The organism is Nonomuraea sp. NPDC003560 (genome assembly GCF_042878785.1).
Taxonomy (GTDB): Bacteria; Actinomycetota; Actinomycetes; order Streptosporangiales; family Streptosporangiaceae; genus Nonomuraea.
In genome coordinates this window covers 891,575-914,153 of the sequence record NZ_JBIAOF010000002.1, presented here as the reverse complement: position 1 = coordinate 914,153, position 22,579 = coordinate 891,575, and the positions used below count along the sequence as shown (strand labels likewise).

General features: G+C 70.1%; 22 protein-coding genes. 12 read left to right on the top strand and 10 right to left on the bottom strand.

Annotated elements, in window-relative coordinates:
* Window positions 1-105: 105 nt before the first annotated feature.
* Window positions 106-1,104 carry a LacI family DNA-binding transcriptional regulator gene (locus ACFYUV_RS09620; RefSeq protein WP_387666851.1) on the bottom strand — a complete coding sequence of 333 codons (999 nt, stop codon included), beginning with the start codon at window positions 1,102-1,104 and terminating at the stop codon, window positions 106-108.
* A gap of 218 nt (window positions 1,105-1,322) precedes the next feature.
* Between ACFYUV_RS09620 and ACFYUV_RS09615 the strand changes: the two genes are divergently transcribed.
* Genes ACFYUV_RS09615 through ACFYUV_RS09595 form a run of 5 tightly spaced genes read left to right on the top strand, consistent with a single transcriptional unit; the run spans window position 1,323 to window position 7,870 of the window.
* On the top strand, window positions 1,323-2,990 hold the full coding sequence (locus ACFYUV_RS09615; RefSeq protein ID WP_387666849.1) for a glycoside hydrolase family 13 protein: 1,668 nt from the start codon (window positions 1,323-1,325) through the stop codon (window positions 2,988-2,990).
* Entirely contained in the window at window positions 2,987-4,333 is a 1,347-nt protein-coding gene (locus ACFYUV_RS09610) for an alpha/beta hydrolase (RefSeq protein WP_387666846.1), read from the top strand. The genes ACFYUV_RS09615 and ACFYUV_RS09610 overlap by 4 nt, the downstream gene beginning before the upstream one ends.
* A gap of 11 nt (window positions 4,334-4,344) precedes the next feature.
* Window positions 4,345-5,550, top strand: a complete 1,206-nt coding sequence (locus ACFYUV_RS09605) for an extracellular solute-binding protein (RefSeq protein WP_387666843.1) — start codon at window positions 4,345-4,347, stop codon at window positions 5,548-5,550.
* 3 nt (window positions 5,551-5,553) lie between these two features.
* Window positions 5,554-7,017 carry an ABC transporter permease subunit gene (locus ACFYUV_RS09600; RefSeq protein ID WP_387666840.1) on the top strand — a complete coding sequence of 488 codons (1,464 nt, stop codon included), beginning with the start codon at window positions 5,554-5,556 and terminating at the stop codon, window positions 7,015-7,017.
* Between the two features lies 1 nt (window position 7,018).
* The gene (locus ACFYUV_RS09595; protein ID WP_387666838.1) at window positions 7,019-7,870 is read left to right on the top strand and encodes a sugar ABC transporter permease; all 852 of its coding nucleotides are present in this window, start codon (window positions 7,019-7,021) and stop codon (window positions 7,868-7,870) included.
* A 21-nt stretch (window positions 7,871-7,891) separates the two neighbouring features.
* Here the strand turns inward: ACFYUV_RS09595 and ACFYUV_RS09590 are convergent, their stop codons facing one another.
* From ACFYUV_RS09590 to ACFYUV_RS09575, 4 genes are all read right to left on the bottom strand, one after another.
* Window positions 7,892-8,197: a hypothetical protein gene (locus ACFYUV_RS09590; RefSeq protein WP_387666836.1), complete on the bottom strand. Its 306-nt coding sequence runs from the start codon at window positions 8,195-8,197 to the stop codon at window positions 7,892-7,894.
* A gap of 105 nt (window positions 8,198-8,302) precedes the next feature.
* Window positions 8,303-8,776, bottom strand: a complete 474-nt coding sequence (locus tag ACFYUV_RS09585) for a MerR family transcriptional regulator (protein WP_387666833.1) — start codon at window positions 8,774-8,776, stop codon at window positions 8,303-8,305.
* Between the two features lie 19 nt (window positions 8,777-8,795).
* Complete coding sequence (locus tag ACFYUV_RS09580) at window positions 8,796-9,668, bottom strand: SDR family NAD(P)-dependent oxidoreductase (RefSeq protein WP_387666830.1); 873 nt, start codon at window positions 9,666-9,668, stop codon at window positions 8,796-8,798.
* 1,089 nt (window positions 9,669-10,757) lie between these two features.
* On the bottom strand, window positions 10,758-11,396 hold the full coding sequence (locus tag ACFYUV_RS09575) for a DUF998 domain-containing protein (protein ID WP_387666827.1): 639 nt from the start codon (window positions 11,394-11,396) through the stop codon (window positions 10,758-10,760).
* On the opposite strand from ACFYUV_RS09575, the gene ACFYUV_RS09570 reads away from it, so the two are divergent.
* From ACFYUV_RS09570 to ACFYUV_RS09560, 3 genes are all read left to right on the top strand, one after another.
* Window positions 11,359-12,576, top strand: coding sequence for an MFS transporter (locus ACFYUV_RS09570; protein WP_387666824.1), 1,218 nt, complete (start codon window positions 11,359-11,361; stop codon window positions 12,574-12,576). The two genes, ACFYUV_RS09575 and ACFYUV_RS09570, sit on opposite strands and share 38 nt — an antisense overlap.
* A gap of 265 nt (window positions 12,577-12,841) precedes the next feature.
* Window positions 12,842-13,204, top strand: a complete 363-nt coding sequence (locus ACFYUV_RS09565; protein WP_387666821.1) for an integrase core domain-containing protein — start codon at window positions 12,842-12,844, stop codon at window positions 13,202-13,204.
* Window positions 13,205-13,234: 30 nt separating this feature from the next.
* Window positions 13,235-13,648 (top strand): integrase core domain-containing protein, encoded by a 414-nt coding sequence (locus ACFYUV_RS09560; RefSeq protein ID WP_387666818.1) that lies wholly within the window; start codon window positions 13,235-13,237, stop codon window positions 13,646-13,648.
* On the opposite strand, the gene ACFYUV_RS09555 is transcribed toward ACFYUV_RS09560, so the two are convergent.
* The 3 genes from ACFYUV_RS09555 to ACFYUV_RS09545 form a co-directional block, all read right to left on the bottom strand.
* Window positions 13,566-14,261: a DUF998 domain-containing protein gene (locus tag ACFYUV_RS09555; RefSeq protein WP_387666816.1), complete on the bottom strand. Its 696-nt coding sequence runs from the start codon at window positions 14,259-14,261 to the stop codon at window positions 13,566-13,568. The two genes, ACFYUV_RS09560 and ACFYUV_RS09555, sit on opposite strands and share 83 nt — an antisense overlap.
* A gap of 47 nt (window positions 14,262-14,308) precedes the next feature.
* Window positions 14,309-14,971, bottom strand: coding sequence for an SRPBCC domain-containing protein (locus tag ACFYUV_RS09550; RefSeq protein ID WP_387666814.1), 663 nt, complete (start codon window positions 14,969-14,971; stop codon window positions 14,309-14,311).
* A gap of 616 nt (window positions 14,972-15,587) precedes the next feature.
* A complete protein-coding gene (locus ACFYUV_RS09545; RefSeq protein ID WP_387666811.1) occupies window positions 15,588-16,418 on the bottom strand; it encodes an MBL fold metallo-hydrolase in 831 nt (276 codons plus the stop codon).
* A gap of 87 nt (window positions 16,419-16,505) precedes the next feature.
* Here ACFYUV_RS09545 and ACFYUV_RS09540 point away from each other — a divergent pair, with 87 nt between their 5' ends.
* The 4 genes from ACFYUV_RS09540 (at window position 16,506) to ACFYUV_RS09525 (ending at window position 19,805) form a co-directional block, all read left to right on the top strand.
* Window positions 16,506-17,021, top strand: a complete 516-nt coding sequence (locus ACFYUV_RS09540; protein WP_387666808.1) for an ArsR/SmtB family transcription factor — start codon at window positions 16,506-16,508, stop codon at window positions 17,019-17,021.
* Complete coding sequence (locus tag ACFYUV_RS09535) at window positions 17,018-18,172, top strand: MFS transporter (protein WP_387666805.1); 1,155 nt, start codon at window positions 17,018-17,020, stop codon at window positions 18,170-18,172. The genes ACFYUV_RS09540 and ACFYUV_RS09535 overlap by 4 nt, the downstream gene beginning before the upstream one ends.
* Window positions 18,153-19,367, top strand: a complete 1,215-nt coding sequence (locus ACFYUV_RS09530) for an aminopeptidase (protein WP_387666803.1) — start codon at window positions 18,153-18,155, stop codon at window positions 19,365-19,367. The genes ACFYUV_RS09535 and ACFYUV_RS09530 overlap by 20 nt, the downstream gene beginning before the upstream one ends.
* Window positions 19,368-19,631: 264 nt before the next feature.
* Window positions 19,632-19,805, top strand: a complete 174-nt coding sequence (locus tag ACFYUV_RS09525) for a helix-turn-helix domain-containing protein (RefSeq protein WP_387666800.1) — start codon at window positions 19,632-19,634, stop codon at window positions 19,803-19,805.
* A 742-nt stretch (window positions 19,806-20,547) separates the two neighbouring features.
* Here the strand turns inward: ACFYUV_RS09525 and ACFYUV_RS09520 are convergent.
* Window positions 20,548-21,306, bottom strand: coding sequence for a hypothetical protein (locus tag ACFYUV_RS09520; protein ID WP_387666797.1), 759 nt, complete (start codon window positions 21,304-21,306; stop codon window positions 20,548-20,550).
* Window position 21,307: 1 nt separating this feature from the next.
* A complete protein-coding gene (locus tag ACFYUV_RS09515; RefSeq protein WP_387666794.1) occupies window positions 21,308-22,579 on the bottom strand; it encodes a hypothetical protein in 1,272 nt (423 codons plus the stop codon).

The window sequence follows — 22,579 nt, the reverse complement described above, 5'->3', positions numbered from 1 at the left end:
GAGTTGCCGCCGCACACCTCGGTAATGGTTTCGACCAGGCCATGCCGCTGGGGCGGCCGTCGGCGCGGGGCAGCGGCGGGCCGCTGCAGCTCCCGGGTCGGGGGCCTACAGGTCGCGGGCTTTGCCCGTCGAGGATCTGACCACCAGGCGCGGCGCGAAAACGTGATCCACGTGTGGGGCGTGATACCCCTGCAGCGACTGCCACATCGCCGTCGCCACCGCAGCCGCCATCGCCTCCACCGGTTGCTGTACGGTCGTCAGCGCCGGGTCGCCGTGCACGGCCAGGTAGGAGTCGTCGTATCCGACGACTGACACCTCGCCCGGAACTGCCAGCCCGGCCTCGCGGACGGCCGCGACCGCACCCAGCGCCATCAGGTCGCTTCCTGCGATCAGCGCCGTCGCGCCGACTGCCAGCAGCCGCCGGGCGGCTGCGTGACCGCCGGTCAGCGAGTAGTCCGACTCGACATGCAGCATGTCGTCCACTGAGCCGAACGAGCGTCGCATTTCCCGGCGCCAGCCTGTCAGCCGGTTCTGCGAGGGCCGCAGATAGCCCTGACCGCCAGCCAGCCCGATCCGCTCATGGCCGAGTTCGCGCAGGTGTGCCACCGCCATCGCCGCGCCCGCCGCCTCGTCGGTGGTGACCGTGGAGACCGGGAGGTCGGGCACCTGGCCGCCTACCAGCACCATGGGGATGCGCTGTTGGTGGAGCTGCCAGTAGAAGCTATGGTCGGCGGCCGGGTTGGCGTGTCGTCCCGAGATGAGGACCAGGCCTTGGATGCCCCGCCGTACCAGGGCGGAGATGTAGTCGAGCTCGGTAGGGCCCTTGGCGGTGGAGCTGCCGATCAGCGCGGTGACGCCGTGGCTGCCGAGCTTGGCCTCGATGGCGCCTGCCAGCAGCGGGAAGACCGGATTGTCCAACTCGGGGACGATGATGCCGACGAACGGCTCAGCTGCGGGTGCGATCAGGCCGTGTTCCCGCATGCCCCGCAGGACCTTGGCCCGCAGTTCCTCCGAGACGCCGGGCCGGCCGTTGAGCACCCTGCTGACCGTCGCGGCGCTCACTCCCACGCGGGTGGCGATCGTCCGCACGGATGGTCGAGGCATGGGGGACCCTTCGAGAATCCGGTGAAACATGTTTCGAAGTGTTGCGGCGCTGTTTCCACGGCTCCTAAGCTCGCGACACATCTGACCTGGTGAACAGCGCATTTTGGAGCATTAACAGCATGGGGCATCGAAGAACACTCTGCAACACCCGGGCGCACCACGACGGGTCGCCGCTGTACGTCAGTGATTCGTCGCCGTCACTCGGTGATCACGTTCAGGTGTTCCTGCGTACCTCGCTCGATCTGGACGTGCGGCAAGTCCACGTGCGTACCACGCCGGACGGCGAGCCCCGGTTCGCCGAGGCGACGGCCGACCGGGTCACCGGTTCCGAGATCTGGTGGCGCGCCACGGTCAAGATGGTGAACCCGGAGTGCGGCTACCGTTTCCTGCTGCAGACCGCGACCGGCCCGCTGTGGCTGACCGCTGCTGGGCTGTCGCCGCTGGACGTGCCGGACACCACCGACTTCGTGCTGACCGCCTACCCGCCCCCGCCCGCATGGGCCGCCGACTCGGTGATCTACCAGATCTTCCCCGACCGTTTCGCCCGCTCAGGCAGAGACCATGGGCCCGACCCCGCGTGGGTACGGCGGGCTGACTGGGACGACCCGATCCCCTGGGGCAGAGACGGCGCGTTGCAGCAGGTCTACGGCGGAGACCTGTGGGGCGTGACCGACCGCCTCGACCACATCGCCGACCTGGGTGCGAACCTGCTGTATCTGACGCCGTTCTTCCCCGCCCGTTCCAACCACCGCTACGACGCGACCACCTTCGACAGAGTGGATCCACTACTCGGCGGCGACGAGGCGCTGCGCGCGCTGACCGATGCGGCCCACCTCCGCGGCATGCGCGTCATCGGCGACATCACGCTCAACCACTCGGGCGACGGCCACGAGTGGTTCGCCGAGGGCAGTCCTGTACGCGAGGACTTCTACTACGTGGACGGGCCCGACTACGCCACCTTCGCCGGCGTCAGGACGCTGCCCAAGTTCGATCATCGTTCCGCCACACTGCGCCGCCGCCTCTACGACGGCCCAGGCTCGGTGATCGCCCGTTATCTGCACGAGTTCGGCCTCGACGGCTGGCGGGTGGACGTCGCCCAGTCGGCGGGCCGCCACGGCGGGGTCGAGCTGAACGACCAGGTCGCCAGGCTGACGCGAGCCACAGTGGGCGACGCGCTGCTGCTGGCAGAGCACCAGTTCGACGCCTCCAGCGCACTGCGCGGCACCGGCTGGCACGGCACGATGTCCTACGCCGGTTTCGCCCGGCCCGTCTGGTCATGGCTGGCACGGGAACGCTCCACTGAGTTCTGGGGCGTGCCCGGTCCGATCCCGCAGTACGGCGGCGCGGACGTGGCGGAGGTGATGCGCCGCTACGCCGCGCTCGTCCCGTGGCGGGCCTATACCCACAACCTGACGCTGCTCGACTCGCACGACACGGCCAGGTTCCGGTCGATCGCCGGGCGCGAGCACCAGCATCTGGGCGCCGCGTTGCTGCTCACGCTACCGGGCCTGCCGATGATCTTCGCTGGTGACGAGGTCGGGGTCGAGGGGGTGCATCTGGAGGACGGCCGCCGTCCCTTCCCCTGGGACACCGCCCGCTGGGACCACGGAACCCACCGGCTCTACCGCGACCTGGTGGGGCTGCGCCGCTCGCACGAGGCCCTGCGCACCGGCGGCCTGCGCTGGCTGCACGCCGACGCCGACACCCTCGTCTACGAGCGGGCCACGCCGGGACAGACACTGCTCATCCAGGTCAGCAGGGCCGCGCACGAACCGTTCCGCGCCCCCGCGGCAGGAGCCTGCCTCACCGGCGGCCCCGACCTGCGCCCGGGAGCGCCCATGCCCGCCGACGGGCCCGCCTTCCACGTCTGGGAGCTCGAAGCATGATCGACATTCTGCGCGGCATCCACTCCGCCGCACTCGGGAACGCGCGTGACGTCTTCGTCTACCTGCCGCCCGGCTACGACCCCGCGGACGGCCCCTACCCGGTGGTGTACCTGCACGACGGACAGCACCTGTTCGCGGCGGCCGGGCTGGAGCCGAGCTGGCGCCTGGACGAGACGCTCGACGCCCTGATCACCACCGGGACACTGCCGCCGCTGGTCGCGGTCGGGGTGTCCAACGCGGGCGAGGCTCGCGGCGCGGAGTACTCCCACATCGCGCCCTACCCCCGCGACCCGTACGGCAGGCTCGCCGGGCAGTCCTACGAGGACTTCCTGATCGACGAGTTGATGCCGCTGATCCGCTCGCGGTACGCGGTGACCGGCGCGGCCGAGCGGACGGCGGTCATGGGCTCGTCGATGGGCGGCCTGGTCAGCTACCACCTGGCCTTCCGGCGGCCCGAGGTGTTCGGGCTGGCGGCGATCATGTCGCCGTTCCTGGTGTTCGTCGACCCGCAGACGCTGGAGGAGACGCCCGTCTACCGGCGTTTCACCGAACGGGGGCCGCGCCGGGTGTGGCTGGACATCGGCGGGATGGAGGGCCTCATCACCGTCCACCACGCCCGGGAACTGGCCGAGCAGCTCATCGGGCTCGGCTACCGCCCGGACGCCGAGCTGCGCTACCGGCACGACCCGGCGGCCCCGCACCACGAGAGCGCGTGGGCGATCCGGGCGGCCGACGCGCTGCTGCACCTGTTCGGGACGGAGGGCCCGCCGGTCGAGCTGTCCGTCCCCTCCCCCGCCCCTGACGCCGAGGTGGCCGCGGTCGGCCAGGCCGTGGACGTCGCGCCGCTCGCGCTGCGGGCCGACGGCTGCACGTACTCCGCGCTCGGCGCCGGCCTCTCCTGGGACCCCGAGCCCCTGCTCAAGCCGGCGGGCACAGCCCTGCTCACCCCCACCGCACCCGGCCTCGCGCGGGTGCGGGCCACAACGGGCGGCCTGACCGTCGAACGCGAGCTGTCCGTCGTGGACGGCGAGCCCACCGCGACGCTCGACGTCACGGTCATCACCCCCGCCGGCACCCCAGAAGCCGACACCGTCTACTTCTCCGGCCTGGTCACCACCCCGATCGCGCCCGGCGTGCACCACGGCGTCTGGCGGCTGCCCCGGGGGCTCGGGCTCAACGGCTCGGTCGGCAGGGGCTGGCGATGCGATGGGCTGAACTCCGACGGCCTGCCCGTCAGCGAACCGCTCAGGCACGACCGCGACCGCCGCTTGGTCGTCCACGTCCACGGCTGGAGCGACCCCGGCGCCCAGCACGACCCGCACCAAGGCACCGACGGCTCATGAGGAGCACCCACATGCGCACGACCATCCTGGCCGTGACCGGCCTGGCCCTGCTGGCCGCCGGTTGCGCCACCGCCACCCCAGCCACCCCCGCCCCCGCCGCGAAGGCGGCGGCCGTCCTCACCGTCTGGGCCGACGACAGCCGCGCCAAACCGCTGCAGGACCTGGCCGCGGCCTTCCAGAAGGCCAGAGGCGTCCGGGTCAAGATCGTGCAGAAGAGCATGGGCGGCCTCCGCGACGACTTCATCTCCCAGACCCCCACCGGCCAGGGCCCGGATCTGATCGCCGGGCCGCACGACTGGCTCGGCAAGCTCGTCCAGAACGGCGTCGTCGCCCCCATCGACCTCGGCGCCACCGCCGCGGCCTTCCCGAAACTCGCGCTCGACGCGATGCGCTACGAAGGGCAGACGTACGGTCTGCCGTACGCGATCGAGAGCGTGGCGCTGCTGCGGAACACCAAGCTCGCGCCGAAACGGCCGCAGACGTTCGGCGAGCTGGTCGCCGCCGGTCAGAAGCTGGTCCGCGACGGCAAGGCGGACTTCCCCGTCGGGCTGCCCGTCGACCCCAAGGCGGGCTCGCCCTACCACCTCTACCCGCTGCAGACCTCCTTCGGCTCCAGCGTGTTCGACGGCGGCGAGCTGGGGATCGACGACAAGGGCGGGCTGGCGTTCGCCGCCTACCTGCGCGGGCTGGCCGAAGCCAAGGTGATCTCCACTTCGCTGAGCGGCGAGATCGCCACCGACGCCTTCCGCGAGGGTCGCACCCCGTACCTGGTCACCGGGCCGTGGGACGCGCCCGCGCTGGCCAGGTCCGGCCTGGCCTTCTCCGTCGAACCGGTGCCCCCGGCGGGCGATCAGCCCGCCCGGCCGTTCGTCGGCGTGCAGGGCTTCTACGTCAGCGCCAAGTCGGCCAACCCGATCCTGGCCAACGACTTCCTGCTGAACTTCCTGGCCACCCCCGACGCGCAACGCGAGCTGTACGCGGCGGGTGGCCGGCCGCCGGCCCTGACCTCCCTACGCGAGGAGCTGCGCGGCGACCTGGTGCTGACCGGATTCGCCGAGGCGGCGCTGGCCGGCAGCCCCGCGCCCAACGTCCCGGCCATGGACGCGGTCTGGGGCGACTGGGGTCTGTCGCAACTGGCGATCATCACCGGGGACGGCGATCCGGCGAAGCTGACCAGGGACGCCGCCGACCGCATCCGAGCGAAGATCGCGAACTGACCGATGAACAGGTATGTGAAGCCGCTGGTGCTGGGCGTGGTGGACGCGTTCGCGGTCTACGGGCTGGTGGCGCTCGCCGGTCAGCGCTCGTGGTGGGCGTTCGCCGCGATGCTGGCGGGCACGCTCGCGATCAACGTCATCTACCTCGGCAAACGGCGCGTCCCCGCGAAGTACCTCGCGCCGGGCGTGGTCCTGCTGCTCCTCTACCAGGTGTACGTCGTCCTCTACACCGGCTATGCGGCCTTCACCAACTACGGCGACGGCCACAACGGCACCAAACAGGACGCGGTGGCCGCGATCCTGGCGGCCAGCGAGGTCAGGGTGCCGGGGTCGCCCGTCCAGCCGGTCCGGATCGTCGAGCGGGACGGCGAGCTGGGGTTCCTGGTGAGCGGCAGGGTCGGTTCCGCCACGCGGCCGCTGATCCCGGGGGCGGCCCCGGACGGGTGGCGGCCGCTGACGTACGCCGAGGTCGTGGCACGGCAGGCGGAGATCACCGCGCTGCGCGTGCCGGTGCCGGGCCAGGGCAGCCTGCGCACCTCCGACGCCGTGACAGTGGCGACCTACCGTTCGACGCTTCGCTACGACGAACGCGCGGGCACCGTCACCGACCCCGCCGGCACCGGCACTGTCTATCGTGACGACGGCCGCGGCCGGTTCGTGGCGCCCGACGGGAGGGCGCTCAGTCCCGGCTGGAAGGTGTTCGTCGGACTGGAGAACTTCCGCACAGTCCTCACCGATCCCGGTATCAGAGGCCCGTTCCTCGGCGTGCTCGGCTGGACCTTCGCCTTCGCCGGGCTGTCGGTCGGGCTGATGTTCGCCCTCGGGCTGGGCCTCGCGCTGGTGCTGGACCGGCCGGGACTGCGCGGGCACCGGGCCTACCGCTCCCTGATCGTGTTCCCCTATGCCTTCCCCGCCTTCATGGCGGCCATCCTCTGGCAGGGGCTGCTCAACCCCGACCACGGTTTCGTCAACGCCGTCCTGCTCGGCGGCGGGCACGTGCCGTGGCTCACCGACCCCTGGCTGGCCAAGCTCAGCGTGCTCGCCGTCAACGTCTGGATCGGCTTCCCCTATATGTTCCTCATCTGCACCGGCGCGCTGAAGGCCATCCCGCCGGCGCTCACCGAGGCCGCGCAGCTCGACGGCGCGAACCCCTGGCGGGTGCTGCGCCACGTCAAGCTGCCGATGCTGCTGGCCGCGACCGCGCCCGTGCTCGTGGCCACCTTCGCCTTCACCTTCAACAACTTCAACGTGATCTACATGCTCACCGGCGGCGGCCCCAGGGACGCGTCCTCACCGGTCGACATCGGCTCCACCGATCTGCTCATCTCGCTGGTCTACAAGCTCGCCTTCGGCGGGAGCGCCAGGAACTACGGCCTGGCCTGCGCGGTGTCCATCCTCATCTTCGCCGTCATCGCGGCGATCTCGCTCGCCGGGTTCCGCAGGGCGCGCCGGCTGGAGGAGAGCTGACATGGGCCGCTGGTTCCTCAGGTACGGGTGGCGCCACGCCGTCGGCGTGGCGGCGGTCGCCGTGGCGCTGTTCCCGCTGCTGTTCGTCCTCGCCGCCTCGACCAACCCGAGCGGCACACTGACCGGCTCGAACGACCTGTTCACCGAGCCGACCCCGGCGCACTACCTGGCGCTCTTCACCGACCCGCTGCACCCGTTCCCGAGCTGGTTCGCCAACTCCATGATCATCGGCTTGACGACGGCCGCTGGGTCGGTCTTCCTCGGCGCGTGCGCCGCCTACGCCTTTTCCAGGTTCACCTTCACCGGACGCAGGGCCGGGCTGCTCGTGCTGGTCTTCGTCCAGCTCTTCCCGCAGCTCCTGGCCTACGTCGCGATCTTCCTGCTGCTGTCGGCGCTCAAGGACGTCTTTCCCGCCATCGGCCTCGGCAGCAGGCTCGGCCTGGTCATGGTGTACCTGGGCGGGGCGCTGGGCGTGAACACGTACCTGATGAAGGGCTTCTTCGACACCGTCCCCAGGGAGCTGGACGAATCCGCCCAGATCGACGGCGCCTCGCACGCGCAGGTGTTCTTCCGCGTGCTGCTGCCGCTGGTCGCCCCGATCCTGGTGGTCGTCGGACTCTTCTCCTTCGTGGCGACGCTGAACGACTTCGTCATCGCCGGGCTGGTCCTGACCGACCCCGACCAGCAGACGCTCGCCGTCGGCCTCTACCAACTCGTCTCCGACAAACTCGGCCAGAACTGGGGGCTGTTCGCCGCCGGCGCACTGGTCGGAGCGCTGCCTGTGCTCGTGCTGTTCCAGTTCTTGCAGCGCTTCATTGTCGGTGGCCTGACCAGCGGCGCGGTCAAGGGCTGAGGCCCGTGCAGGCACCCATCATCAAGTCAACGTGATCGATCTGGCGAAGTCGAACGCGGCGATGCTGCGCAGCCCGTCCGATGGCACGTAGGGCTGCGATCCCTCCAAGGTGATGAGTGATAAACCTCGTGCCGCGCCGGGTCGGGCACCAGCCCCCTTCTCCTGCTTCACGCCCGCCCGCGACATCGCCAGTATGCGCAGGTTGCCCTGATAACCGATGCTGCCGGCGACCGCCCACACCGCGGCTTGCGCCCTGTCGGCCTTGGCCGGCGCGAGCAGCCGATACGACCAGCCCGCGATGAGGGCATCGCGCCCCACGTTCGCCACGGCGGGGATCCGGTTCCGGTAGACCTGTTGTGAAGGGACTGCACAGATCTAGGAGCGCCTGAGAAGGCTCGTCAGGGCTTGTTGTGCGGTCACCCCGGCCGCTGGTCAGCCTTCTGGGTGCCCGTCGTAAACTCGGATCTTGTATTCGGTCGTCTCCAGGGCGAGAGTGAGCTCGCGGATCTGCCGCACGATGCGCTCGCGCTGGTCGAGCATGATGCGCCGCCGTTCCGGGACGGTGCTCGGGCCCTGCTCGACGAGGGCGATGTAGCGCTTGAGATCCTGCATGGTCATTCCCGACAGCCGCATCCGGGTGAGGAAGATGAGGCGGCGCAGGTCGAACGCCGAGTATTCGCGGTAACCGGAGGCGTTGCGTGCCGGCCGCAGGAGTCCCTCCTGCTCGTAGTAGCGGAGGGTGTGGGGAGACAGGCCGATCAGGCGGGCGGCCTCGGCGACACTCTTGGGCGCCGCCGAGGTCTCGATCGTGGTGTCGTCAAGGAGTCTGTGCAGCGCATCGATGACCGACGAGGACGGTTCGTCGTCGGCGGCGAGGATGCGCTCGATCAGGTCTTCGGTGGCCATGTTCGACAGGGTACGGAGCTCAGAACGCGCGTAGCGCCGGCGGCATGCCGGGAAAGTCGGCCGTCTGGCTCACATGCGCCCACTTCTCGACGTCGCTGAGCGCGTTGCTGTAGCTGCGGGTGAGATTGCGCACGGCCTCGGCGCCGAGCGGAAGCCTGAGCGGCGCATCGGGCGTGTCGAGCATGTCGCGGATGGCCGAGGCGGCGCGTGCCGGGTCGCCCTCCTGGATGCCGTCGGCCTCGACCATGTTCGCGCGGACGGCGCCGAGCACCTCGTCATAGATCGGGCGCTGGTCCACGATGTTGAGTACCTCGGCAGCGTTGAAGGCGGTGCGGAAGCGGCTGGGCTCGGCGATGAGGACGCGGACGCCGAACGGCGCGACCTCGCCCGCCAGTGCCTCCGACCAGCCTTCGAGCGCGAACTTGCCGGCCGAGTAACTGCCGACGGCAGGGAAGGACATCCGCCCGCCCTGACTGCTCATCTGCACGATCGCACCGGAACGACGCGCACGCATGTGCGGCAGCACCGCGCGCACGTAGGCGGCCGGGCCATAGAGGTGCTGCTCCAGCATGTCGCGCAACTGCGCGTCCGTGACCTCCTCCGCGGCGCCCACCTGCCCGGCTCCGGCGTTGTTGACGAGTACGTCGACGTGCCCGAATGCGTCGAGCGCGCGCCGTACGACCGCCGCGGCCGCGTCCGTGTCGCGCACGTCGTGCTCGACCGGCAGGAGCCGGTCGCCGTACTGAGCCCGCAGCGCGTCGAACCGGCCGGTCCGCCGCGCCGTGCCGAGTACGTGCTCGCCCGCGGCCAGCGCCGCCTCGGCCAACGCCAGGCCGAGTCCGGAGCTCGCACCGGTGATGATCCAGGTCTTGGTCCCTTTTGTCGTAGTCATGACGGCGAAGATAGACATTCGAGCGCGCTCGAAGGCAAGCAGACCATCCGGCGGCGCAACGGTGATCGTCAGTTCCAGAGGGTCGGGCCGGAGGCGCAGAAAGGCGAAGGGGCACTCGCAGCGGTCTACGCGGCGGCCCCTGGATGGGGCGTGATGGTCGCCTGGCCCGCACCGCACGCTGTCGCGGACACGCCTGAGCCAAGGCCGGCGCAGCCGGAGGGAAACGCGGTCGAACGCGTGTGGTCGCAGGCAGTGTTCACCATGCCCGCGCGCTCCAGGCCGCTGGCGGCGATCAGCGCCACGGAGGTGCTGGTCCGGGGCGAGCGAGGAACGCTCGAGGTCTACGACACGGCCTCCAAGCGTTCACGAACCGTCGCCTCCCTCAGCCAGGCGCAGCAGCCGGCCGTCGACTGTGAGCGGGCGGTGGCTGGCCGACGGGCAGGTCCGGGCTGCTCCCTTGCGGGCCGGCGGGGAGGCGAGGAAGGTGGGGCCGATCCCTGGCGAGAACGTCGATCACATGGCGCTCGTCGGCCAGGACATCGTCTGGTCAGCACCGCTGGACGGGGTCTGGCGGATGAGTATCGCCAGCGGAGTCCCCGAACGGGTGCTCAGGCCGAAGGGACTGCAGCTCGTGGAGTGGCCGTGGGCGACAGACGAGCCTCTGGACGTGCGCACAAATCCGACTAGAGTCGTCAATCTGCAGACGGGAGACACCACTCAGGAAACGACACCGTTGTCCAGAGCAGCGACGGCAGCGACGACGACGTCCATCAATGGCTGCGCGACTCCCCCTGTCGGGATCGGTTCTTCACCGGTTCCGGTGACATCTACGACGCCCGCACACGGACGGCCGTGCCCCTCGAGGGCGCCCAACTGTCGTCGGGTGGCCGGCAGTGGTCGTCAGGTAGCGGTGTCAAGTTCTGGACGCAGGACAGCGGCGTCCGCGTGGTGAACCTGACAGCCGTTTCTCAGTCGTAGAAGGCATCGACAACAATCAGATCATTGACCACTCGCGGGCCGAGCCCGGTTCGCCGCTTCCAGTCGCGGTACCAGGACGCCCAACCGTCGCGCTTCTGCCAGGATGTGTCGTCATGCGTGGGCTCGCGTCCGGACCCGGCGGTTCAGGATCGATGCTCCCGCGCAGAGGATGCCGATCAGGAACGGATGCACAGCGCCGCGTTCAACGAGTCCGATGATGCCGACGATGGTGTCGCCGGCGGAGAAGATGGCGGCGAGATAGAGCAGCATCGCAAGCAGGCCGATCATGCCAACCGTGATCAGCGCTCTCCCGAGTACCGGCGAGAGTCCGACCCGCCTGCGCATGCTTCCGAGCACGATGGCCAGCAAGTTGCCACCGATGAAGCCCGCGAAGGCTCCCAAGCTGTGGAATTCGCCCGTGCCGTCTTCGAGTGCCTCGCCGGAGCCGGGAAACAGAGCGAGCAGGATCCCGCCGACGGCCAGCAGGGTCGCGGGCACCAGCGCGGCCCAGCGGTGTCGCCACGGCAAACCGCGCAGCAACGCGGTACCGGCGAGGATCGTGATTCCGAACAGGAAGAAGCCGGTGTTCATCACCCACGCGAGCGGTGAGTACATGTACTGCCCGAACAGTGTCGAGGGTCCGCGGACTCCCAGGTCGCTGACGAAGTGATGGGTGTAGCTGGAGGGCGGATCGGTCCAAGCCGCGGCGGCGATGACCTCCGAACCCGCACCTGCCCCGCTGTCGCGCAACAGGAGCTACGCCACGCTGTGGAGCGGGCAGTTTCTCTCCGAGCTGGGCAACGAGATCAACTTCATCGCGATCCCCCTGCTGATCCTGGCCATGTCCGGCTCCGCCCTGGAAGCCGGGCTGGCCTCCTCGGTGGTGGCGGCCGGCCACATGATCGCCAACCTTCCCGCCGGGGTGATCGCCGACCGCTGGGACCGCAGGCGCACCCTGCTGATCTGTCAGACCGGACGGGCGCCGGCCATGGCCTCCGTCGCCGCCGCCGTGTGGCTGGACGCCTGCTCCTTCCCGCACATCCTGCTGGTGGCACTGCTCGACGGCCTGCTCGGGGCCGCGTTCGAGCCCGCCGAGCAGGCCGCGCTGCCGCAGGTGGTGCCCACCTCGCAGCTCTCGCGGGCGGTGGCGGTCAACACCGCGCGGCCGTTCATCGCGACCTTGGTGGGACCGGCGCTGGCCGGCTTCCTGTTCGCCCTGCAGCGGGCGATCCCGTTCGTGGTGGACGCCGTCATGCTCGCGTTCTCCTCCGTAGCGCTGCTCTTCCTGCGGCTGCCCGCGCGTCCGGATCCCACCGGGGAGGATCGGGGGCCGGGCGGTGACCTCGTGGCCGGGGTGCGATGGGTGCTGGGCCGACGGGTCATCAGGACGACGTTGCTGTGGATGCTGCTGTCCAACCTGGTCTTCACCGCTCTGATCATCATCGTGCTGGCGACGTCCCACGAGGACCAGGTGGGCGCCGGAGTGATCGGACTGAGCATGGCCTGCATGGGGGCGGGCGGGCTGCTCGGCGCCGCGCTGGCCGACCGGCTGCACGCCGCGCTGCCCGCGCCGGTCGTGATCGTGGGCTTCTCCTGGGTCACTGCCGCGCTGACGGCGCTGATGGCGGTCGTGCCGAGCGGCCTGCCGCTCGGGCTGCTGCTCGGCTGCGCCGCCTTCTTCGTCCCCCTTGCCAACACCACGATCCTGACCTACCAGATCACCGTCACCCCGGACGAGCTGCGCGGCCAGCTGACGGGCATCACGGGGCTATGCGGCGGCGGCGCGGCGGCGCTCGGGCCGCTGCTCGGCGGAGCGCTGGTCACGGCGGGGACCGGCGGCATCCTGGCCTGCGCCGCCGCGCTCGCCCTCGTGGCGACCGCGACCACGCTCAGCCCGACCCTCCGCCGCTTCCCCACCGCCCGCCACTAATGGCACCACCGGGTCGGCCTCGCTGGCAGAGTCGGTGCCTGGTAGCCGCTGGTGAGTGAGCACTCTCCACCACTGGACTTCGAGTCCTAGGGTCAGATCGTGCCCTCACCAGTGGTCAGGGGCCTTTGATCGCTGATGGGATCCTTGCGCGGCCGCCGCGAGCAAATCGCGGCCAAGACCTTGGCGACGTCGGCGGCCGCGGCCGGGCGGGGCAGGGCCTTCGGGACCCGAAGCGTGGACGGTCCCGCAGGCCCGCAACCTGCTCATGGACCTCGGCGACCGCATCGGTTTCTTCCGCTTCATCATCCGCGACCGAGGTACCAAGTTCACCAAGGTGTTCGACGCGGTTTTCGCTGGCGCGGGCGTGACAGTTGTGAAGATCCCGCCGCGCACGCCGCGGGCGAACTGCCATGCCGAGCGGTGGGTGCGCACTGTACGGGCCGAGTGTACCGACCGCATGCTGATCTACGGCGAACGGCACGTGCAGTCGGTTCTGACGGAGTATGCCGCTCACTACAACGGCCATCGGCCGCACCAGCTCCGCTCGCAGCGACCGCCCGATCACGAGGAGCGGACGACCGTACCCCTGAAGGCCGGATCGAACGCCGGAAGGTGCTCGACGGGCTGATCAACGAGTACCACCGAGCCGCATAGCCGCTTGATCCTGCCGCGCGCATCACGCGCCCACGCGTTCGCCGAGCGATGGGTCCGCACCGCACGCACGGAGTGCGCCAACAGGCTGCTGATCTTGGGTGAACGGCACCTCCGCACCATGCTGGACGAATATGCCGATCATTACAATCGGGACAGGCCCACCCATTATCTCGGCCTTCGAGCTCCCACCGATGATGACTCCGACGGGGTCGAGCAGGAGCTCCATCCCGGCGCGGACCACTGTCTTGCCATTCGAACTCGATCCGGTAGCCGTGGGGCTAGGGAGTGCTCGGCTCCGGCTGGCTCAGGTGCGTGGTGGCATGGTCGATGCCCGCTCAAACCACGGTCAGGGCGACGCCGCGACGACGCCGGGTCGAAGCCAGCCGGTACGCGGCCAGGAGCGACGCCCATGCCATGATGAGCGCGATGGCGAGGGCGAAGGCGACGTTGGCCACCCTGAAGCCCTGCGCCGCGAAGATCGAGATCCAGGCCGCCACGAAGATCGCGCCGGTCATCCTGCTGAAGGCGGCCCAGCGGCGACGGCCGGCCGCCGCGAACCGCCGTCCGAACGCGAAACACGCGGCGATCAGCGCGAGAAAGGCGATCCCGGAGACGAGGAGGTGCAGCATCGCCTGCGTGCTCATGCTTGTGGGCGGGCCGACGGGCGTCCCGGGCGGAAAGCCGTCGGCAGGGTCGGCGGAGAAGCAGGCAGCGGCGATCATCCCGGCGCCGAAGACGCCGACCAGTCGCGGCCCCCAAGTGCCGCCCCAGCCCGCCGGGCCACGAGCCTGGTGGAGGCCGACCGCTTCGGCCACGAACAGCAGGCCGCTGACCGCGAAGTTGGCGATCTGCATCCATCCTTGGTCGCCGTTGCTCAGCATGCTGGCCGGGTACCGGCTGATGTCGAATCCGTCCCTGGTGAGCATCTGCAGCAGGACCACGATGATGTAGAGCGGGCCGGCGACGGTGCCGCACGTCAGCAGCGTCCTCGTCGTCCTGCTGACCGCTGTGAAAGCGGGGTTGTCGGTCATCCGGCCTGCTCCTCTCTTGAGAACGGAACGACTCACCGCGCGGCGGGTCACCTGTCGCCGTCCCTGCCGGCCTCGGGGGCGAAGTGCTGCGCGGCGAAGGCGACGGCCGCGGCGAGGTCGTCGTCGCCGGTGCCCCAAGCGGCCTGGACCGCGGGTCCCCAGACGTGGCAACTGGCGTTGACGAACTCCTTCGCCTCGGCCGTGCGGCCCCATGTCGCGGGGTCGAACGTGACGCCGCGCAGGAACAGGTCGAGACCGAGCAGCTCGAGCTCCCAGCCGACTCCCATGCCGATCGTGGTACCGGGCCCGTACGTACGTGCCATCTCATCGACGATCTCGGCGGGCGCGGCGTGCTCCAACTCCAGGACGGTCCCACCGCCGTCACCGCTGGGCGCGAGGCGCACTTCGACCTCAGTGGGCACGCCCTCCCCCAATACCCAGGCCACTTTGATCAGATGGGGCTTCTCACAGCGCAGGATCTCCCCGCCGGCGTTGTCCTTGAGCTGGAACGTACCGCCGAGCCGCAGGTCGCCGTCGATCGGGGTGAGCCATCGGCTGATCCGGTCGGGGTCGGTGCAGGCGCTCCACACGGCCTCGATCGTGGCGTCGTACGTGCGCCGCAGCAGCAGTGAGCGTCCCGCGCCGACGGCGACCGGCTGGTTGCCGATCTCCCGTTGGGTGGCGCTTGTCTGGTTGACGATGTCGATCATTCGTCCTTCTTCTCGTCGTTCGAGTTTGGTCGTCCCTCATCGGACGGAGTCTCCTCAAGCGGGTGGCGGCGCTCGCGCCGGGCGCGCGCGACTTCCGCGGCCAGCGCGTCCAGGTGCCGGCTCCAGAACCTGCGAAAGCGCTCCAACTGGATGCCGACTTCCCCGACTGGTTGGAGTCGACGCCGCACGGGCACCGAAGGTGCCGACAGCGCCGCCGAGCACGTCGAGTGCGTGCAGGAGTCATAATTTCAGCCGCTACTTATATAAGTCAAACCTGATACAAGTGAGATCGGTCAGGGATGCCTGCCGGACATCTCATCCATGCAGTTCAAGCGGCATGCGGCTCTTTGTAGAGGACACCGTCGAGCCCGTCTGTCGGCGTATGTTCAGGCTGGTGGTTCGCTTTGGGTCAGGACGGTGGCCGCGGTGCTGGTTGCAGAAGTGTTCGTGCTCGCGTAGGCGTTCCTTGCCGACATGCCGTCCCCGCACGTCATCCAGATCGCCCTGCTGATCACGACGTGCGCCGGCCTGGCTCAACGAAGATCAGTTAGCAACCGCAACGCCATGAACAGCGATCACGCCCGCCAGGACGGAAACGCCGAACCGCAGGTCAACCTCAACGGCCGAGCTTCGGACACCCCCAGGGTGGAGTCCCCTTCAAGCCTGCGTCCGGTGAACGTTCTTCGATCCCTGAGACTTCGGCGCACGACAGGTCGACGGCGAGACCGGACGTGGCGATGCCGATCTCACCGTCGTATTCGGCCCCTGCGGCGGCTCGCGCGGCCGAGGTGTCCGTGCCTGGCTGGAGGTGCGTCAGCAGCAGGTGCCGGACATGGGCTTCCAGCGCCTGCCGGCCTGCCTGACGGGCGCTGGTCAGGTGACCTCGGGAACCCTCCGGGACGTGGTTCACATAGGTGGCCTCGGCCAGTAGCAGGTCAGCGCCACGCGCCAGTTCCACCCTGTCGGGGCTCGGGCCGCTGTCGCCGGTGTACGCGAGCACCCGTCCGCCCGCTGTCAGCCGTATGCCGGCATTGGGTACCGAGTGCGGCAGCAGGCGAGTCTGTGCGCGAAACGGGCCGATGTCGAATCTGCTGCCGTCGGTGAACTCGCGCAGGACGTAGGCGTCGGTCAGCACTCCCGGGCGGTCAAGCGCGAGCACCGCGTCCAGGGCGCCGGGCAGCGAGTACACCGGCAATGGCGCCGACGGGTCATCACGCATAGTGCGCGCCCGTAGCAGCGGGTTCAGGTCGGCGCAGTGGTCGGGATGTCCGTGGCTGATGAACACCGCATCGATCTGATCGGCGTCGACCCGTTCCAGCAGCCGCGGCACCGTCCCAGATCCGAGGTCGACGAGCAGCCTGAACCCGTCGTGCTCCACGAGGTAACCACTGCAGGCCTGGCCCGCCGCCGGCCACGCACCGCATCCGCCAAGGATCGTCAGCAGCATCGGTGAACCTTAACGGATGTCGCTCGTCCTGAGCGGCCGGCGAGCCACCTCTTCCCAAGAGCTGTTGGGAAAACGTAATATCCCAAGGTGCCTTTGGAAAATCCGGATGACCTTGTTCCTCTCCGCGCCCTGGCCAACCCGCTGCGTATCCGCATCGTGTCGCTGCTCACCGGCGCGTCGATGTCGGCCACCGAGGTCGCCGACGAACTCGGCATCGCGCACGCCTCGGCCAGCTACCACCTGCGCCAGCTGGCCAAAGCGGGCTTCCTCCAGCAGACGGACGAGCGTCCGCGGGCAGGCAAGGGCCGCCCGCAGCTGCGCTACCGGTACGACCCGTCCAGCGGCGAGCGCCTCGACCGGTCCGAGGGGCTGCAACTCCTCCATCAGGCGATGAGCACCGACCTGGCCAGGCGCCTGGCTGAGACCGATCGCCGGCGCACGTCCATGGACGCCGAGGTGTGGCTGGCCAGGCCCGTCTGGGAGGAGATCGTCGGCCTGATCGACCAGGCCGTGGCGCTCCTGCACGACAAGGCCGGACCGCCGCACGACGGCGTCAAGGTCAGCATGACCGCGCTTCTGCTCGAATTACGTGACGAACGGTGATCGGCCGCCTGCTCGGCTGCGCGACCGGCGCATTCCTGTCGATCGGACTGCTCGTCCCGGCGGTTCCGCGATACCTCACCGGCCCACTGGGCCAGCAGGCGGGCATGGTGGGCGTCTCGCTGGCCGTCACCGCCGCGGCCGGCGTGCTCGCCCGCCCGCTGGCCGGATGGCTGGCCGACAGGGCCGGACGCCGCACGGCCCTGTGTGCGGGCGCGCTGCTGCTGTCCGGCACGTCCCTCGCGCTGCTCGCCGTCGGACAGTTACCGCTCTTCTTCGTCCTGCGCGGCGTCGCCGGCGTCGGTGAGGCGCTCGCCTACGTCGGCCTCGCCACTCTGGCCAGCGACCACCGGCGGCCCGGCGCGGCGATCAACCACTTCTCCGCCGTCGTCAACACCGGCCTGCTCGCGGGGCCTGTCATCGCCGAGACGCTGTACGCCGCGTCCGGGTTCGCCGCCGTCTGGATCACGGCCGCGGCCGTGGCGCTGGGGTCGGCTGTGCTCGGCCGCACCCTGCCGAAGACCATGAGCCCCGACACGGAGAGGACCAGGCCGGATCCGGGAACCGGGCGGGCCCGGCTGTACCACACGTCCGCTCTACGACCCGGCTTCGGCTACCTGGCCTCCGTGTGGGGCTACACCGCCATCAGCGCCTTCCTGCCGCTGCACCTCGCCGCGCTCGGCGGCGGCTCCGGCGGCCTCCATTTCCTGGTCTACGGCGGTGTCCTCGTCGCCGTCCGGCTGGCCGGACATCGCCTGCTCGCCATGGCGGCCCCGGCGCGCCTGGCCGTCGCCTCCCTCCTGCTGACCGGGACGGGATCGATCCTGCTTGCCGCCTGGCCCTCGCCGGTCGGGACATGGTGCGCGATCGCGCTGATCGGCGCCGGGCAGGGCCTCGGGCTGCCCGCCTTCCTGCGGATGGCGGTGCACGGCCTGCCCGCCGGCGAGCGCGGATCCGCCGTCGCCACCACGACGGCCTTCTTCGACGTCGGATTCCTCAGCGCTGCCCTGTCCCTTGGCGTCCTCGCCGACCGGTTCGGCCTGGCCGGCGGCTTCGCCCTCGTGGGCGCCGTGTCCGCCGCCGGAGCGCTGCTGTTCCTGCCGATACGCCACAACGAACACGAAGGAGCCCCCCTTGACCATTCCCCCCGCTGACCTGTCGGACTATGCCGACGTCGTGTTCGACGTGGCCGTGCCCCTGCTGGCGGACGACCGGGTGCTGATCAACGCCGAGATCGAGCACGCCCCGCTCGCCCGCGCCCTGGCCGAGGCCGCCTACGCCCGAGGCGCCCGCTACGCCGACATCTGGTACTTCGACCCGCACGCCAAACGCTCCCGACTCCGGCACGCCGACACCGCGAGCCTGGCCGAGGTGCCCTCGTGGCTCGACGCCCGCAACGACGAGCTGGGACGCAACGGCGGCATCATCGTCAACGTCCGCGGCGCCGCCGCCCCCGACCTCCTGGCCGGGCTGGATCCGATCCGCGTCGGGCTGGACCGCATGCCGTCGCTGACCTCACGGCAGCGGCTCCAGCTCGACAACCTGGTCCGCTGGACGATCGTCCCCTACGCGACCCCCGAGTGGGCCCGTGCCGTCTTCGGCGAACCCGACCAGGCCAGGCTGTGGCGGCACCTGCGCCGCATCCTCCGTCTCGACGAACCCGACCCGCGCGAGGCGTGGCGGCAGCGCATCGCCGAACTGCTCGATCGCGCTCGACGGCTCACCGACATGCGCCTGGACGCCGTGCGGTTCGAGGGCCCCGGCACAGACCTGACCATCGGCCTGCTCCCGGACGCCCACTGGACCGCCGCCCGCCTGGAGGACGTCAACGGCCGCCCGTTCCAGGCCAACCTGCCGACCGAGGAGGTGTTCACCACCCCTGACTACCGCCGCGTCGCCGGTACGGTCCGCGCCACCCGGCCGCTGTCCCTCGACGGCACCCTCATCCGCGACCTGGAGCTGACCTTCGCCGATGGCGTCGTGACCGATGTCAGGGCGAGCGCCGGAGCCGAGGTCGTTCGCGCGCACCAGGCCACCGACGCGGGCGCCGCCCGGCTGGGCGAGCTCGCTCTGGTCGACCGTTCCTCGCGGGTGGGCGAAAGCGGCATCACCTACCTGGAAACCCTTCTGGACGAGAACGCCGCCTGCCACCTGGCCTGGGGCGCAGGGCTGCCTCCGGGCGTGCCCGCCCACCTGCGTACGGACGACCCCGCACGGCTGGACGCGGCGGGCGTGAACACCTCGCGCGTGCACGTCGACTTCATGGTCGGCGGCCCGGACGTCACGGTCACCGGGCTGGGGCCCGGCGGGAAGGTGGTGCTCCTGCGCGACGACACCTGGGAGTTCTGACGCCCTGCCACAGTCAGAAGGGTCAACTCAAGGGCTGTTGGGTGGCCGGAGGAGGTCTCCCCCGGCTCCCGCAGACCCGGACGTGAACCTCTCGGCTTGTCCGGCTCCTGTCATCCGGCGCGCCGTCCTCGCTGCTGGACTTCCCATCTCCAGTCAGCCAGTGGCCCCAGTTGCGATCTCTGATCTTGGCTAGGGTCCGGTGGGACCGGGCGAGCGCCCGGCGCAGATGCTTGTTGTCCCGCCCCGAACACGGGATGACCGCCAGTGCCTTTGAGCGCGGAGGACCGGGACTCGATCTGCCGCGGTCTCGAGGCTGGAGTCTCACTACGTTCGATCGCCGTGGCGATCGGCCGCCCGGTATCCACAGTGAGCCGGGAGGCCGCTCGCAACGACGGCCGACTGAAGTGCCGTGCGGTCCCCGAGCAACGTGCTCAATGACAGGGAGTCAACACATCCTCAACGAATTCGCCACATGATCCGCCCGACTGTTGCACCGCAACGTCAGGCAAGGTGCTCATCCATTTCGTGAGAGGAAGCGATCGTCACGCAGATTCGTATGATCACGGTAGCGCTCACCGCAGCTGTGGCGGTCTCGTTGGCGCCGGGCGTGGCGGGCATCTCGGCGGCCTCCGCTCAGGCAAGCCCTGCCGGGCCTGCCAGCACATGAGCCGACCGCCCGGCAAGGTGGCAGGCCGAGCAGGGCATCAGCGGGAGGACGCTCGCCACGGGCTCGGGCGTCGTGCAGCTGCTCCAGGTGGGTGGCGAGGTCCACGGTCTGGCGCGGCTCAAGAACGCCGACCTCACCGCCCCCAGATGACCAGCATGGGTGTCAGCGACATCGTCTCCGCCGCACGGTTCGGCCTGCCAATATGGATCTTGTCATCCGGTACATGGGCGTCCTGACCGATCAGAACCCGGCGCGTTGATCGACGACAGGACCTCGATGTCAGCGGGCCCTTCGGACGCGGGCGCTCCGGCATGGGGTGCGCCACCTGTGGGCGCCGAGAAGTGCCTCACCTGCTCTGACCTGGCATGTGTCCCTCGGACAGCGGCGGCGGTCGTCACCGCGTCGAGCCCCGCGCTGACGAGCACGGCGTCGCGCGTCGCCAGTTGTCCTGTCCGGTGAGGTCGGGTACGCGGCCGGCGGGTGGCAGGCCGTTCAGGGTGGGGCCGTGGGGGCTCAGGCAGACGGGCGGAGCAGGTCGAGGAGGTGTTCGCGGAGCTCGCGCGGCCCGAGATCGGTCAGGACGAGCACGCCGTCCTCGCCGTCCGCCTCAGGTTCGGCCAGCACCACGCGGCCCCGTGGCGCGTAGATCGTCCAGCGTGTCTCCTCGACTTCGTCGGCCGGCCCGAGGCGGTGGTGGCTGATCTGGGTGATCGCCAGGGCCTCGGCGAAGATGTCCTGGCCCACGCCGCGCGCGATGTCGGTGAGCGCGACCCGCCGCAGCCCGTTCCCCTGCCGCTGCCCGGCTCCCGCGTGCGGGTCGCAGAACTCGGCGAACCGTTCGGCCAGCCGCTCGATCGGCCCGATGGCCAGGCCGTGCAGGCCGCTCTCGTTGACGTTCTCCTCCACGGCCACGGGCCCGGGGCCGACGTAGAACACGCGGGCCTGCCTGCTGTCGGCGAGGATCCGCTCGGCCATCACGACGTGCCGGGGCGTACGGCGGGCGGCGAGCAGGTCCTGCAGGTCGTCGGAGAGCAGCAGCGCGACGTCGTCGTCGCCCTCGCCGGTCGGCTCCGGGCGGGCGATGCCGCGCGCGATCAGGCTGCGCAGGGCCACCATGCAAGCGGTGTCCCTGGCTGCCGGGTCCTGGGAGTCGTACCAGGGGCGGGGGGCGAGCTGGTCGGCGTCGGGGCCGTCGAGCACGGTGAGCTCTTCGTCGGTGAGAGCGATGACGGGCACGTACGCTGTCCGTGCGCGTTCGAGCAGGGATTCCATGTCACCTCGCAGGATGGGTCAGGGACCAGGTGAGCTTCCGCCAGCCGTCGACGGCCTTGTCGGTCGTGTGCTTCTTCAGCCAGTTGCCGACGCCCCTGGCCTGCTTGTTCTCCTTGCCCTTCTCGACCCCCCACTTGCCGAACGTCCAGCCCGCCGAGATGGTCCCGAGGGCGAGGCCGGTGATGACGATCGCCTCCGTCGCGCCGGTGAACGAGCCGATGAAGCCGCCGAACAGGACCAGCAGGCCGCCCGCGAGTCCCGAGCCGCCGGCGACGTAGGTGCCGGTCCGGACCCAGCCCGAGTCCTGGTTGTTGATGAGGTCGTCGACCCCGGCGATGATGCCCAGGACTGCGGAGCCCTTGGCCAGCCCCTTGGCCACCTTGGCGTACCTGCCCGCGGCCAGGCCCTCGCCCAGGTCGGCCGCGAGCTGGGGCCGCGCCTCGGCCATGATGCGCTCGGCCGTCTCCACCCGCTGGTTCGCGGCCGCGATCTTTCCGGCCAGCTCGCGGGCCCTGGCCCCCAGCTCGCCGCGCGGTGTGCCGCCCTCCCTCCAGAGCTGGTTGATCAGCGCCTTCTCGAGCTCGGCCCTGGAGAGCTTGCGCTTGGCCATCTTGCCGAGCACGCCCTGCTTCAGGTAATGGAACACGGTGGCGGCCTTGGTGCCCCCGTCCAAGAGCCCGAGGAAGGCGAGCACGGGGTCCGTGGCGCCCTTGAAAGCCGCGTAACCCTTGTACTGCGCCGAGTGCAGGAAACGGTCCAGCAGGCCCTTCGGGTCGGGGTCCGCCTTCTTCTCCAGTTTCAGCTGGGCCAGCGCATAGAGGGGTGCGGTGGCCTTGTCGCCGTCCCGCAGAAGGTCGCCCTTGTTCCCTTCTGCCATTTGCGGCCAAAAGGTAAATAACCGGCCTCTCAGGTACGATTGCCGCTCTGCCGATAAGCCGGGCTTGGCGAGCTCCCTCTCGTCGTCCTCGTATCCCCGGATGATCCAGTCGCGCATTTCCTTCTGCGCCTTCTCCAGGGCCGCGGCGTACCTCTTCACCCCCTGGCTGACCGCTTTGAGGGCGTTTCCTTCGACTTCCAGCGCGGTGAAGGTGCCCCCGGCGGTGACGGCGAACATGGCGGCATGGATGCCGGTCCAGCCGTTGAGCGCGGTGACCGCGTGGGCCTCGACCTGTTTGGAGGCCCGGATCAGGTCCTCGCCGGCGCGGCCGAGCCGGGCGGCCTCGCGGCGGAGCGCGCCCGGGTCGCCTTTCGGCACCTTGAAAGGGGCGGTCAC

Excerpts from the sequence above, each read along its gene's own strand:
- ACFYUV_RS09570 (WP_387666824.1), top strand. The coding sequence starts at position 11,359 with ATGACCTCCGAACCCGCACCTGCCCCGCTGTCGCGCAACAGGAGCTAC.
- ACFYUV_RS09580 (WP_387666830.1), bottom strand. The coding sequence starts at position 9,668 with ATGACTACGACAAAAGGGACCAAGACCTGGATCATCACCGGTGCGAGC.
- ACFYUV_RS09555 (WP_387666816.1), bottom strand. The coding sequence starts at position 14,261 with ATGACCGACAACCCCGCTTTCACAGCGGTCAGCAGGACGACGAGGACG.
- ACFYUV_RS09520 (WP_387666797.1), bottom strand. The coding sequence starts at position 21,306 with ATGGAATCCCTGCTCGAACGCGCACGGACAGCGTACGTGCCCGTCATC.
- ACFYUV_RS09545 (WP_387666811.1), bottom strand. The coding sequence starts at position 16,418 with ATGCTGCTGACGATCCTTGGCGGATGCGGTGCGTGGCCGGCGGCGGGC.
- ACFYUV_RS09585 (WP_387666833.1), bottom strand. The coding sequence starts at position 8,776 with ATGGCCACCGAAGACCTGATCGAGCGCATCCTCGCCGCCGACGACGAA.
- ACFYUV_RS09605 (WP_387666843.1), top strand. The coding sequence starts at position 4,345 with ATGCGCACGACCATCCTGGCCGTGACCGGCCTGGCCCTGCTGGCCGCC.
- ACFYUV_RS09610 (WP_387666846.1), top strand. The coding sequence starts at position 2,987 with ATGATCGACATTCTGCGCGGCATCCACTCCGCCGCACTCGGGAACGCG.
- ACFYUV_RS09620 (WP_387666851.1), bottom strand. The coding sequence starts at position 1,104 with ATGCCTCGACCATCCGTGCGGACGATCGCCACCCGCGTGGGAGTGAGC.
- ACFYUV_RS09565 (WP_387666821.1), top strand. The coding sequence starts at position 12,842 with ATGGACCTCGGCGACCGCATCGGTTTCTTCCGCTTCATCATCCGCGAC.
- ACFYUV_RS09595 (WP_387666838.1), top strand. The coding sequence starts at position 7,019 with ATGGGCCGCTGGTTCCTCAGGTACGGGTGGCGCCACGCCGTCGGCGTG.
- ACFYUV_RS09600 (WP_387666840.1), top strand. The coding sequence starts at position 5,554 with ATGAACAGGTATGTGAAGCCGCTGGTGCTGGGCGTGGTGGACGCGTTC.
- ACFYUV_RS09550 (WP_387666814.1), bottom strand. The coding sequence starts at position 14,971 with ATGATCGACATCGTCAACCAGACAAGCGCCACCCAACGGGAGATCGGC.